This is a genomic window from Pseudomonas sp. MF6755, from assembly GCF_016405635.1.
In the GTDB taxonomy this organism is placed as follows: domain Bacteria; phylum Pseudomonadota; class Gammaproteobacteria; order Pseudomonadales; family Pseudomonadaceae; genus Aquipseudomonas; species Aquipseudomonas haemolytica.
Map to the genome: position 1 here is coordinate 109807 of NZ_JAEKDA010000015.1, position 12758 is coordinate 122564.

The 12758-nt window shown below is 60.4% G+C and carries 9 protein-coding genes; 4 read left to right on the forward strand and 5 right to left on the reverse strand.

The window, feature by feature from the left end:
* Positions 1 to 14: 14 nt before the first annotated feature.
* Both JFT66_RS20455 and JFT66_RS20460 read right to left on the reverse strand, forming a co-directional pair.
* Positions 15 to 347: a hypothetical protein gene (locus JFT66_RS20455; RefSeq protein ID WP_034120352.1), complete on the reverse strand. Its 333-nt coding sequence runs from the start codon at positions 345 to 347 to the stop codon at positions 15 to 17.
* Positions 344 to 5023 carry an RHS repeat-associated core domain-containing protein gene (locus tag JFT66_RS20460; protein ID WP_198860016.1) on the reverse strand — a complete coding sequence of 1560 codons (4680 nt, stop codon included), beginning with the start codon at positions 5021 to 5023 and terminating at the stop codon, positions 344 to 346. The genes JFT66_RS20455 and JFT66_RS20460 overlap by 4 nt, the downstream gene beginning before the upstream one ends.
* Positions 5024 to 5395: 372 nt before the next feature.
* Between JFT66_RS20460 and JFT66_RS20465 the strand changes: the two genes are divergently transcribed.
* On the forward strand, positions 5396 to 5989 hold the full coding sequence (locus JFT66_RS20465; protein ID WP_052224603.1) for a cytochrome b: 594 nt from the start codon (positions 5396 to 5398) through the stop codon (positions 5987 to 5989).
* Positions 5990 to 6034: 45 nt separating this feature from the next.
* Here JFT66_RS20465 and JFT66_RS20470 read toward each other — a convergent pair whose 3' ends face one another.
* Positions 6035 to 6925 carry a 1-aminocyclopropane-1-carboxylate deaminase/D-cysteine desulfhydrase gene (locus tag JFT66_RS20470; RefSeq protein ID WP_153870807.1) on the reverse strand — a complete coding sequence of 297 codons (891 nt, stop codon included), beginning with the start codon at positions 6923 to 6925 and terminating at the stop codon, positions 6035 to 6037.
* Positions 6926 to 6982: 57 nt separating this feature from the next.
* On the reverse strand, positions 6983 to 9022 hold the full coding sequence (locus JFT66_RS20475; protein WP_198859980.1) for an NADPH-dependent 2,4-dienoyl-CoA reductase: 2040 nt from the start codon (positions 9020 to 9022) through the stop codon (positions 6983 to 6985).
* Between the two features lie 211 nt (positions 9023 to 9233).
* Between JFT66_RS20475 and JFT66_RS20480 the strand changes: the two genes are divergently transcribed.
* Both JFT66_RS20480 and JFT66_RS20485 read left to right on the forward strand, forming a co-directional pair.
* Entirely contained in the window at positions 9234 to 10364 is a 1131-nt protein-coding gene (locus JFT66_RS20480) for a carbon-nitrogen hydrolase family protein (protein ID WP_198859981.1), read from the forward strand.
* 3 nt (positions 10365 to 10367) lie between these two features.
* The gene (locus tag JFT66_RS20485) at positions 10368 to 11402 is read left to right on the forward strand and encodes an AraC family transcriptional regulator (protein ID WP_198859982.1); all 1035 of its coding nucleotides are present in this window, start codon (positions 10368 to 10370) and stop codon (positions 11400 to 11402) included.
* Between the two features lie 8 nt (positions 11403 to 11410).
* Here the strand turns inward: JFT66_RS20485 and JFT66_RS20490 are convergent, their stop codons facing one another.
* Complete coding sequence (locus JFT66_RS20490; RefSeq protein WP_152612363.1) at positions 11411 to 11608, reverse strand: hypothetical protein; 198 nt, start codon at positions 11606 to 11608, stop codon at positions 11411 to 11413.
* Positions 11609 to 11730: 122 nt separating this feature from the next.
* On the opposite strand from JFT66_RS20490, the gene JFT66_RS20495 reads away from it, so the two are divergent.
* The gene (locus JFT66_RS20495) at positions 11731 to 12735 is read left to right on the forward strand and encodes a transketolase-like TK C-terminal-containing protein (protein WP_198859983.1); all 1005 of its coding nucleotides are present in this window, start codon (positions 11731 to 11733) and stop codon (positions 12733 to 12735) included.
* Positions 12736 to 12758: the final 23 nt, after the last annotated feature.

Here is a 12758-nt window from a genome sequence, read left to right on the forward strand (position 1 = left end):
TGTATATGCTCAATCTAAAAATAGAAAAACACGCCAGTTTTTTTACTGATGGCTAATTTGTTTAGGCGGATGAGTTTCTCTAATAGTTCTGGCTGTTCAGGTAATGACTGGTTTTCCAGTATTTTCAACATTTCAGCAAGTTCTTCATCAGTGTTGATGCATTCGTCTTCGTAGTCATCTATGATTTTTCTTAAAGAACTGTTGATTTCTTCGAATATGCCTGAATTTAGAAGTAATTGGTGCTCTGTGTTCGTGAGGAGCAGGCGTTCCATCTGGTCGTCTGGACACGCATCTAGGTCTAGCAGAGACATGGCTTCGCCAGTCAAAGGTGTGCAAATCAACTTCATTGATTATATCCTTTATTGAAATGTGTGACTTCGTTGTATTCGCTTTTTGTTCTTCCCACCTGCTTTCCAGATGAAGAGGTTTTGTTATTAGGGATCACTCCCGCCAAACTAAGATAGCGCCTGGATCCGGGCAAGGATGGATCATGAATTCTAAAGTAATTTCCATTGAGGTCCTCCACTATTTCGATCCCATTTTGAGGGTTTTTGTATATTTTCTTTCCTTTATCTGTTGTTGTCACTATCGGGTTAGGGCCTGCAAATTTAACGATGTTTTCGTTTAGATCAGCGGTCTGCCAATTAGTCGAGTACCGCGCTGCCCGCTGTGCCCCTCCTGCTTTTGGTAAATCTGTTTCACCCTCATGAACTCGAGCCGTATTGGCTGGTTCGGTCGCGTCAATTCCGGGCTTGCAGCTATTTTCACCCGGACATGTACTTAAGCCCAGCGGGTCTACCCACCCAGTAGGGTTGGACACGTACTGATAGGCGTTGATCCCACCCGCCAACTTCACCGGATCCGGCGTCAGGTAACGACCAATATCCGGATTGTAGTAGCGATGGCGGTTGTAGTGCAGTCCGCTTTCCTGGTCGAAGTATTGACCCTGAAAACGCAGTGGATTGTCGATTTTGCCTACGTCGAGACGGGCGATCTGGCCGTAGGCGCGGTAGTGGGCGGACCAGACGATTTCGCCTTCGGGAGTGGTGAGTTCTTGCGGGGTGCCGAGGTGGTCGAGTTGATAGTGGTAGGGCGTGGTGTCCTTTGGGCCGTAGCCTTCCATCAGTGCCAACGGGCGGAAGCTGTCTGGTTCGTAGATGTAGCTGCGATGACAGTCCTCATGGTGTTCGGCAATCAGCTTGTCGCCTTGCCAGAAAAACTCCGTGGTCTTGCCATCCACGGTCTTGCTGATACGCCTCCCAAACGGGTCATAACGGTAATCGGCGGTTTCACCGTTCGGCTTTGTGATGCTGATTAACCGATGCAGGCAGTCGTAGCGGTATTCAGTGACGAGTTGCTGGCCCTTGCCGCGTCGCTCACGAATCAGGTTGCCGAAGGCGTCGTAGTCATAGTGACGGTCGCCCTGGATCACCAGCCGGTTAGCGGCAACGATGTCCGGCCCCGGGCGATCTTGCATGAGCAGGTTGCCCGCCGGGTTATGGCCGAAGCGTTCCTGCACGTCCTGCGAGTGATCGGCGCGGGTCAGGCGGGCGAGTGGGTCGTAGCGGTAGTCGTGTTGGCCTTTGCGGGTGTCGTGCAGGCGGGTGAGGTTGCCGCTTTTGTCGTAGTCGTATTGGCGCTGGTAAAGGTAGTTTTCCTGCTGTGTGACGGCGTGAGCGTGCAGGCGGTGCTGGTCGTCGTAGTGGTAGTGGCTGAGCAGTTGGCCTTGTTGGCGCTGGTGTTCGCGACCGCTGTGAAATAGATGCGAGGTGAGCACTTCGCCGTTGAGCTCGACGGTGGCGAGGTGGCCGCCTTTATCGTGGTTGAAGGTGAGGCGGTTGTTATCCGGCAGGCGCAGGTTTTTCAGTTGGCCGCAGGCGTCGTAGCCATAGCGCAAGGTGCCCCAGCCTTGGTGTTCGGCGGTGAGGCGGTTTTGGCGGTCGTATTCGTAGGCCAGGGCCCAGTGGCCGTCTTCGACGCTGAGGAGATTGCCTTGGCGGTCGTAGGCATAATCGACCACGCTGCTATCGGGCAGGATTTTTCGTACGAGGCGTCCGGCGTGATCGCGCTCGTAGCGGGTGACCAACGTAGAGCCATCGTCACCGTATTCGGTCTTTTCCTGCAGGTTGCCGTTGAGGTCGTAGGCATACGCGGTGCGTTGGCCGTCAAAGCCGGTTTCCTGCTGGATCAGGCCGTTGGGGTGGTAATCGAGTTGGTAGGTTTCGCCGACTTCGTTTTCGATTGAGGTCAGCAGCAGCCGAACATTGTCGTAGCGGTACTTGACCTGGGTGCCGTCGGCGTTGATGCGTCGGCTGATCAGGTGCAGGCCGTCGGCGTATTCGTAGCGGGTGACGTGGCCGAGTTCGTCGCGTTCGGCGATGATTTTTCCGTATGGGTTGTAGCTGAATTCCCGGCAAGCCCCACCGGGTTGCGTCAATCTCAGCAGGCGCCCTGCGGTGTCCCATTGGTATTGGGTCTGCGCGCCATGCTCATCCTCGCGGGCAACTTGCCGCCCCAGGTCGTCATAGCGATAGCGCTTAACCCCGCCATTGGGCAGTTGTTCTTCGACAAGCTGCCCACGCTCATTCCACACCAACCGATGACAGCTGTGATCGGGGTACCAAACCCCAGTCAGTTGCCCATGTTTGTTGTAGCTGTAGTCGGTCGCGTTGCCATCCGGGTCAACCTTGCGGGTGACATCGCCCTGATCATTACGCTCGTATTTCCAGACCGCCTCGCCACGTCTTACAACCCGTACGAAGCCGTTGTCATGTTCGTAGGACGCCGGTTCATCATCCCCCGGAAACAGCGCCACCAAGCGCCCGGCTTCGTCGTACTGATACGCCGTCACCGCACCCAGCGGGTCTTGCTCGACGGTCAGCCGGCCCTTGTCATCGTAGGATTTGAAATGCTCGGCGCCGTCCGGATCAATCCGCTGCACCAGCCGCGCCCGGTCGTCATGGACATACACTTCCTGGCTACCATCGGCGTTATGCACGGTGACGCGCCCGTCATCCCCCCAGGCATAGCGCGTGTCCATCTGCGAAAAACTCGCCCAATGCCGGACACAGCGCGCCGCCTTGCCGGAGCCTTCCCACGCCCAATAGAAACTCGCCCCACCGGCCAACTGTCGCTCAACTATGACGTGCTGATCGTCGTACCGATAACCCTCGCTTTCACCGACGGCATTGGTCGCGCAAACCAGTCGTCCGTCTTCGTCATAGGCGTAGGAAACAACGTTTTGCTCGGTCACCCAGACGTCGGGGGCGCGGCCTGTGGCGCGATGAACCTGGTAGTCCACCGCGACGATGCGATCCAGTTCATAGCGCAACAAAAGCGAGCGACCGACGCCGTTATCCAGCCGCTCAATCCGCCCTGAACGATCACGGCAAATGCGCAGGCGGTTGTCATACGCATCGCTGATCGAGACCAGCACACCGTCGCGAAAGTGATAGAACCGCGACGCCTGGGCCAGCAACAGTTCATCAGGAGCCGAGCCCAAGTAGATCGCCGCTTCCGCCAGGCTATTGGTGATCGCGGGTCGAGAATCGGTGGGCAATGGAAACTGAGTACGGCGATTCTCATGATCGGTCCACACCACCGAGTCGCCAGAAACAACCAGCCGATGGGCCAGCGAATGACTCCACCCAAACCCCAACCCACACTCCAGTTCCACCGCACTCGTGCGATACAACCGCGTCCACTCAAACGGCAAAATCCCGTCCAGCGAACCATCGGTGAGGGTCAGCAATTCCTCGGCGGTGACCATCGACACAGGGCAGCCGTTAGTGACCGTCTTGTCCGCAGACGCCGCCGCATTCCCCTTAGGGTTCGAAGCCATGACAGGCGCATCGTCGACGTGCTCCTGCCGGACCAATACGGTTTGCCTGGCCTTGCTGCGTACCGCCGGCACCGGGTTCGAAACCAGTTGATCCCCAGCCTTCAACGGTACAGCCGGCACCACCTTGACCGGCGTCGCCGCACTCCCCAACAACAACGGCTTTGCCGCCTCCACATGCGGCCCCAACCCCGGCCCCACAAGCTGCTTGGCCAGCAACTCCAACAACGCCCGAGCACGGCCAGATTTGATATGACTGAGCACCTGAGTCCCCAGCCGAGCCGTCAACCCCATCGCCCCCAAGACGCGAATCAGCAGCAGGCTGATCAGCACCTCACCGGTGATTTCGCCCCACAGTTCATTCATCTCCGGCGGCGGCAGCATGCGCATCCAGCTGACCATCGCCGACAGATAGATAAACAACAGCGGCTCATCACTGAGCACCAGCAGGCCCTGGGCAATCGTGTCCTTGCCCAGTGTCAGCAGCTCATCCAGTTCAGCTTGAGAGAGGTAGTGCAGCAGCTTTTCGCTGTTGGGCTTGAGGTCTGCCAACAGGTCATACAGCTGTGTGACGTTGTCCCACAGGTGGTAAAGCGCCTTGCCCATGCCACTGAGAAACGCCGCCTCCACGAGTCGGCGTCGGTCAAGCGGTGTCGCGTCCGTGTAGCTTTTCCATTGCGCCTGGAAGGTGCCGTTCCACGTTTCGCGCAAGCGCACTTCCAGCCCGCCGATTACCGCCTGATAAGACGCATACAGCGCCTTGACGTGATCCTCGGAAACGTTGGGATAGAAAGTGATTTGGTACTGCTGGTCACGGGTACAGCCGTTGACTTCAAGGATGCCGCTGGGGCCGATGGTCCGGTGGATCGGCGCACCCACCGGAGTGCCATCCCGGGCCAGGGCTTGCAGCATCGCCGGTGTATTGCCAATGGGCACAAACCGCGTGCTCTGGAACATATGCACCAGGGTCAACGTACCGCTGGCCTGGCACATCGCAACGGTGCTGCTGGGAGGGCTGGAAGCTTTGATCGGCGCAACCAGCGCCACTTCATCCCCAACCTTGAACACCTGCTCCACATCCAGCGCCGAGAAGCTCCAGAAGCTCGAAGCCCAGGCGTCAAACGTGTTCAGGCAATCGCGGAAGTCGCGCAGAACACCATCAACGTTGGGCGCCTGCGCATCCATCGGGGTCAGGGCCAGCCTGCCGATGGCCGGGTTCACGAACCAACTCCAAAAACTGGAAAATCCATCCGCAATCCCTCGCGCTGTGTATTCAGGCGAGAGACTTTGCAGACGTTACTTGCGGCAGGGAGTAGAGGTTATCCGACCGTTACGTGGGAAGTTTCATCAGTTTGAATCTTCTCCCGTCCCAGTACCCAGCTGCATAACCCGGGCAGAAACAACCAGCGCCTGGCGCATGGCAAAATGCCGCAAAGCTACTGATCGAGGTCAAGACAACGGCAACCGCACCAGGCAAACCGCTCAAAACAGGCATACAGTTAAAGCACTCCGTCACTAAAGAACGGAGGTATGCCCTGATGAGCGAGGAACCAAGCGATGCCGTGGAAAAACTCCGATACACGCTACAGCACCCTGTCGATTGCGTTGCACTGGTTGATGGTGGTGCTGCTGGCGGTGGTCTACGCCTGCATTGAGTTACGCGGCCAGTTCCCCAAAGGCAGCGGTGCACGCACGCTGATCGTCGAAATGCACTTCATGTTCGGCCTCACCGTGTTCGTGCTGGTGTGGCTGCGCCTGTTTGCGCGCAGCCTGGGTGTGGCGCCGAAGATCGTGCCGGCACCGCCGCAATGGCAGAGCCTGCTGGCGACCCTGATGCACGTCGCGTTGTATGCGTTGATGATCGGCATGCCGATTGCCGGTTGGCTGATCGTCAGTGCCGAAGGGCATTCGGTGATGTTCTATGGGATGGAGTTGCCGCCGCTGATCGCGGAAAACAAGGCTCTGGCCAAGGAGATTGAGGGTTGGCATGTGTGGTTTGGCAAGGTCGGTTATTGGTTGATCGGGCTGCATGCGCTGGCGGGGCTGCTCCATCACTATGTGCTACGCGACAATACCGCGTTGCGAATGATGCCGGGCGGTAGCGGGCTTGCTCGCAAAGGCGGCGGGTCAGCGAACAACTCTGCTCAATGACACACCGCATTCGCGAGCAAGCCCGCTCCCACAGGGGGGACTGCGCTAAGCGTTAAAACCTCGGCGGCCTTGCAAGCCGCCGGTATGGAGGAAGATCAGGCGAGTGCCGGCGGCAAAGCGTCCGGCCTCGATCTGTTGCTTCAATGCCAGCAGCGCCTTGCCGGTGTAGAGCGGCTCCAGTGGCATACCGCAGGCTTGTTCGGTGCGCTCGATAAAATCGAGCAACACTGGATCGACCTTGGCAAAGCCACTTCGGCTGGCCTCCAGCAGTTCATAACCGCCCTGAACCAGGTCACTCACATTCTGCGCCACCCCATGATCATCCGGCACCGCCATGGCGCCATACACCGGGTGCGCGCCCGCCTCCGCCAACACCAACCCGGCCAAGGTGGTGCCGGTACCCGCCGCCAGCCACCAGGCGTCGTAATCCGCCCAACCGAGGTTGCCCAACTGCGCCCGCGCCTGCTCGACCAACACCCCGCAGCCCAGCGCACCGGCCAGCCCGCCGCCGCCTTCAGGCACCGGATAGAGGTGGGGATATTGCTCGTGCCAAGGCAACCAGAAACCCGGCTCATGCCGTGCGCGATAGCCGCCATAACCAAGCCAGTGCAGTTGCATGCCGAAGGCTTTGAGGTCGAGGACTGTGGGGGTGTCTTGGGCATGGCCGCGCAACAGGCCGACAGTGGGGAAGTCAAAACGCTTGCCCGCCGCCGCCAGTGCGTGCAAATGGTTGGAGTAAGCCCCACCGAGGCTGATAATCCCTGACGCTCCGGCGTCGCGAGCCTGGGCCAGGTGTTCGGTGAGCTTGAACCACTTGTTGCCGCTGATCAGCGGGTCGATACGGTCCAGGCGCAGCACCGCCAGCTCGACTCCGTTCAGCCAGTCAAGCTGCAAGGGTTCAAGGGGCGCGCGGGGCAGCCAGTCGAAAGGACCCATGTGGGCGCATCTGCATGAAAAAAGGGGCGGTAGTCTAACACCGCCCCTGTTGTCGCCTTACAACTCGGCAGCCAGGCGCGAGCCCTGGTTGATCGCGCGCTTGGCATCCAGCTCGGCCGCCACGTCGGCACCGCCGATCAGGTGCACGTTCTGGCCGGCGGCAACCAGGCCGTCGTGCAATTCGCGCAGCGGGTCCTGGCCGGCGCAGATGACGATATTGTCCACCGCCAGCACCTTTGGCTCGCCCTCGGCGCCGATACGGATATGCAAGCCTTCATCATCGATCTTCAAGTACTCGACACTGTTGAGCATCTGCACCTGCTTGTTCTTCAAGCCGGTACGGTGGATCCAACCGGTGGTCTTGCCCAGGCCGTCGCCGACCTTTGAAGTCTTGCGCTGCAGCAGGAACACTTCACGGGCCGGGGCGTGGCGCTCGGGCTTGATCCCGGCCACACCGCCACGAGCTTCCAACTGGGTGTCGATGCCCCATTCTTTCCAGAACGCCTCGCGATCCAGGCTGGTGGACACGCCTTGGTGTACGAGAAATTCCGACACGTCAAAACCAATGCCACCAGCGCCGATCACCGCCACACGCTTGCCCACCGGTTTGCGCTCGAGGATCACGTCCAGGTAACTCAACACCTTGGCGTTCTCGACGCCCGGGATCGCCGGAGTACGTGGCGCGATACCGGTGGCCAGGATCACTTCGTCATAACCGCCCGCCACCAGTTGCTCCACATCAACGCGAGTGTTGAGGCACAACTCGACGTGGGTGGTCTGCAACTTGCGCTTGAAATAACGCAGGGTTTCGAAGAACTCTTCCTTGCCCGGCACGCGCTTGGCGATATTGAACTGGCCACCGATTTCGCTGGCGGAATCGAACAAGGTCACGTGGTGGCCACGCTCGGCCGCCACGGTGGCAGCGGCCAGGCCCGCAGGACCGGCGCCGACTACTGCGATCTGCTTGATCTGCTTGACAGGCAAGTAATTGAGCTCGGTTTCATAGCACGCCCGCGGGTTGACCAGGCAGGTCGTCAGCTTGCCGCTAAAGGTGTGGTCCAGGCACGCCTGGTTGCAGCCGATGCAGGTGTTGATTTCATCGGCCCGCCCGGCCGCCGCCTTGTTGACGAACTCCGGGTCGGCAAGAAACGGTCGCGCCATCGAGACCATGTCGGCGTCGCCTTCGGCCAGGATCTGCTCGGCGATTTCCGGGGTGTTGATGCGGTTGGTGGTAATCAGTGGTATTTGCACCGCACCGCGCAATTTGGCCGTGACCTTGCTGAACGCACCACGGGGCACCTTGGTGGCGATGGTCGGGATACGTGCTTCGTGCCAGCCGATGCCGGTGTTAATGATCGTCGCGCCGGCCTGCTCGATGGCCTTGGCCAACTGCACGACTTCTTCCCAGACGCTGCCGCCTTCCACCAGGTCGAGCATCGACAGGCGAAAGATAATGATGAAGTTCGGGCCTACTGCTTCGCGCACACGGCGCACGATTTCCACCGCCAGGCGCATGCGGTTTTCAAAGCTGCCACCCCAGCGGTCGGTGCGATGGTTGGTGTGGGCAGCGAGGAACTGGTTAATGAAGTAGCCTTCCGAACCCATGATTTCCACGCCGTCGTATTCGGCGACCTGGGCCAGCAACGAGCAGGTGACGAAATCCTGGATCTGCTTCTCGATGCCCTCTTCATCCAGTTCCTTGGGCTTGAACGGGTTGATCGGCGCCTGGATCGCGCTCGGGGCTACCTGCTTGGGGCTGTAGGCGTAACGCCCGGCGTGGAGGATCTGCATGCAGATCTTGCCGCCCGCCTCGTGCACAGCCTGGGTGACGATCTTGTGCTTGCGCGCCTCTTCGTCAGTGGTCAGCTTGGCTGCACCGGCGTACACACCGCCCTCGTCATTCGGGCCAATGCCGCCGGTAACCATCAGGCCCACGCCACCACGGGCGCGCTCGGCAAAGTAGGCGGCCATGCGCTCGAAACCGCCGGGTTTCTCTTCCAGGCCGGTATGCATCGAGCCCATCAGGGTGCGGTTGCGCAAGGTGGTAAAACCCAGGTCCAACGGGGCCAGCAGGTGCGGATAGGCAGCAGCGGTCATGGTACAGCTCCACAACGGATCATCACGGGACGTGGCGCACTCGAACGGCGTGCCATCGGTTTATGTCCCACAGACTAAGAGGCAGTGGACCACGGCTCAATGACTGAAACTGACAAGTTATTGATCCAAATGCACAGCGCCCCTTGGCAAGCCGGGCCATGAGCCCTACCCTAGTCGCGAACCCTGCCCCCGGTCTGTTGTCTGTTGCCCCATGCGTAAACTTCTAGCGTTCACCGTCACCATGGCCCTGGTTGCCGCCCTCGCCGCGTATCTGGTCTGGACCCAGGAGCGCCCCGTGGCGCATTACCTGTCGGACCTGCGCATCACCCTCGCCGTCAATGAAGGCCAACCGGCCGACCGTGGCAACCTGCTGGGCATCCAGCCGGAGCTGTTCCCCGCCGACTACCAGAGCCTGGAACGCCTGCACCTGAAGCTGGCGGCCTACCTGCGAAACGCACAGGACCAAGGCCTGATCAACCCCAAGACCATCGTGGTGCTGCCGGAACATATCGGCACCTGGCTGATGCTCAGTGGCGAAAAAAACGAGCTGTACCAAGCCGCGCATCTCAAGGATGCGATGAACTGGCTGTCGATCAGCAACCCGTTGCTGTTCATGCGCGCCTGGATCAGCGCCACCGGCGACAACCGCATGGACGATGCGTACTTGCGCATGAAAGCGCCTGCGATGGCGCGTGACTACCAAGTGCTGTTTGGTGGCCTGGCCAAGGAATTCGGCGTGACCCTGGTAGCCGGCTCCGTCACCCTGCCCAACCCCACTGTCAGCCAAGGGCTACTGCAGGTCGGGCACGGCGCGCTGTACAACACCAGCGTAGTATTTGCTGCCGATGGCCTGCCACTGGGCCAGCCGCAGCGCCAGCTTTACCCGATCTACGATGAACGCGGGTTTATCGCACCAGGCGATGAAAACACCCTCAACGTGGTCGACACCCCGGCCGGACGCCTGGGCATCCTGGTGGGCAGCGACAGCTGGTACCCGGACAATTACCGCAAGCTCAACGAGCAAGGTGCGCAACTGGTCGCAGTGCCGGCCTTTGTCACCGGTCGCGACACCTGGGAGCGTCCATGGCGCGGCTTCAAGAGCGTGTCGACGCCTTCTGAAGTCAGCCTCAAGCCCGAAGAAACCAGCGAGGGCGCTGCCTGGCGCCGCCTGACCCTGATCAGCCAGCAACCCGTCAGCCAAGCCACGGCAGGCATGAGCGTGTTTTTGCGCGGGCAGTTCTGGGACCTGGGCAGCGCCGGCCAGAGCTTCCTCAGCAGCAACGGGCAAGTGTTCGCCGACAGCGACGCCCGTGGTGCGCGCTTGCTGAATATCTGGCTGTAGCCCTTGAAGCCGGTGCGCCTGGGGGATCTGTCGGTGGGCTTCGTGCACACCCTGGCCGACGCCATCCACAGCCACGGCCTGGACCCGCAACCGCTGCTGCTGCAATACGGCCTCGATCCGGCGCGCCTGGCTGAAGCCGGGGCACGCTTGTCGATCCCGCGCTATATGCGCCTGGGCCACGCGGCCATCCAACTGACCGGCGACCCGAGCCTGGGCCTGCGCATGGGCCAGCTCAGCCGCTTGAGCCAGGCAGGGCTTGCCGGCGTCACCGCCGCCCAGGCGCCCAACGTGCGTGAAGCGGCGCGCACGCTGACACGCTTTGAAGCGCTATACGGCTCCAACTATCGCGGGCAATCGAGCTTTCATGAAGATGCCGAGGGTGCTTGGCTGCGGTTCTATTCCATCAGTCCCTACAACGCCTATAACCGCTTCGTAGTGGATTCGATCATTGCCGGCTGGCTGCAACAACTGTCCGGCCTGGCGCAGCAGCCGGTGCAGGCACAGCGAATTGAAATCGAATTTGAAGCGCCGGACTACCACGAACACTACAGCGTGCTGGGGGAAGGCCTGGTCCACTTCGGCGCCGACGCCAATCAATTGCGCCTCAGCCAACCGACGTTGGCCCTGCGCAACCCACAGCACTGCCCCAGCACCTGGCACCTGTTGCTGCAGTTATGTGAAAGGGAATTGGAGCAGTTAACCCGCACCCGCAGCCTGCGCGAGCGCATTACCCGGTTGCTCGGGCCGATGCTCAATGGTGGCCGGGAACCCGACCTGGAAGAAGTGGCGGCGCGCTTGAAGCTGCCGACCTGGACACTGCGGCGCAAACTGGCCGAAGAAGGCACGCAGTTTCGCGCGATTCTCAACGACACCCGTCGCGACCTGGCCATGACCTACATTCGCGATACGGAGCTGGCCTTCGGCGAGATTGCCTACTTGCTTGGTTTTGCTTCGGCCCAAGCCTTCCAGCGGGCGTTCAGGCGCTGGAACAACCAGACCCCAGGGGAATTTCGCCGCAGTCAGCGGCATTCCGCCTGAAGTCGGTTTTACAGCTCGGTGGCATCGTCGGCGGGATCCAGCGGATCCAGCTCGAATGCCTGGTACTCCAGCAGTTCTTCCTGATATTCGTCCATGGTGGACTCCTTCTTGAGTTCAAAGCGGTTGCAGATAAATGACCTGCGAACCCAGCCTAAAGTGCCGTCATGACGAAAAAATGTCGACGTGATGACATTCCTGTACCTCAAGATCAAACGCGCCAGGATCAGGATGATTTAGCTGCGGCGCTATCCAGGTGCAATTGCAATCATTGCAAATGCAACCACATTTCCATTAGGGTACAAGCATCCGTTGAAAGGAGCTTCGACCCATGCCTGCTTCTACCGCGCACTCTGCGCAGCGCTGCATCGACGCACTCAACACCGCCACCAGCCCGGGCAGCTCGCCGTTGTGTACGGTCATGGCCATGGCCAACACCCTGGAATCCAGCCAACAAGCCTGGGTGATCCGTGGCCAGTCACGCAGCCGCCGCGCGGGCAACTGGCCCACCTGGTTCGCACGCAATCGTGGCGAAAAACCCCTGCTCTACCTGCATAGCGCGACGTCGTCGGCACAGTTACATGCACTGTCGGAACACACCGCCCAGCGCGGCATCTTGTGCAATGACATCGAAAACCGGCCATCCCCATGGCCCAGGGGCGCAGACCCGTCGCTGCCGTTATGGCTGGCGACCCATCCGCGCTGCACGCCCTACGATCCCGCCTCGGGAGACGAAGCCCGGGCAATTGTGCTGGCGGGGCTGCGCACGCTATACGTCGACGGCCAGCCGGGCTTTTATTACCTGGCGCTGCATGATCAAGATGGCAACACCCCACTGGATAGCCGGGACCGCGCAGACGCCCATAAAGGCATGTACCCGATCCAACGTGGGCAAGTAGGAGATGTGCGCCTGCTCGGTGCTGGCCGGGCGCTTGAAGAAGTCATGCACGCCGCTCGGTTGCTGGCGCAGGACTGGAATATCACGACGCAGGTATGGAGTTGCCCCAGCTACACACGGCTGGCTCGTGAGGCGGCGGCGGCTGAGCGCTGGAACCGCTTGCACCCCATGGGCCCCAGGCGCAGCTGCCATTTGCGCGATTGCCTGGCGGGAAATGCAGCGCCGGTGATTGCGGTGACCGGCTATCCGCAGGCGATTGTCGATCAGTTGAGGGCGCACGTGGCTACGCGCTTCATGGCGTTGGGCGCGGGGTCGGTGCAGGCGGCGGCACCAAGTCGGTACTGGGTGGTGATATCGGCACTCAGGGCATTGGCGGAGGAAGGACGGATCGATGCCTTAGACGTGGAGAAAGCAACAGCCCGCTACCCACTTGGATGAGCTGGATTGTGGGAGCGGGCTTG

Excerpts from the sequence above, each read along its gene's own strand:
- JFT66_RS20455 (WP_034120352.1), bottom strand. The coding sequence starts at position 347 with ATGAAGTTGATTTGCACACCTTTGACTGGCGAAGCCATGTCTCTGCTA.
- JFT66_RS20460 (WP_198860016.1), bottom strand. The coding sequence starts at position 5,023 with ATGGATGCGCAGGCGCCCAACGTTGATGGTGTTCTGCGCGACTTCCGC.
- JFT66_RS20465 (WP_052224603.1), top strand. The coding sequence starts at position 5,396 with ATGCCGTGGAAAAACTCCGATACACGCTACAGCACCCTGTCGATTGCG.
- JFT66_RS20470 (WP_153870807.1), bottom strand. The coding sequence starts at position 6,925 with ATGGGTCCTTTCGACTGGCTGCCCCGCGCGCCCCTTGAACCCTTGCAG.
- JFT66_RS20475 (WP_198859980.1), bottom strand. The coding sequence starts at position 9,022 with ATGACCGCTGCTGCCTATCCGCACCTGCTGGCCCCGTTGGACCTGGGT.
- JFT66_RS20480 (WP_198859981.1), top strand. The coding sequence starts at position 9,234 with ATGCGTAAACTTCTAGCGTTCACCGTCACCATGGCCCTGGTTGCCGCC.
- JFT66_RS20495 (WP_198859983.1), top strand. The coding sequence starts at position 11,731 with ATGCCTGCTTCTACCGCGCACTCTGCGCAGCGCTGCATCGACGCACTC.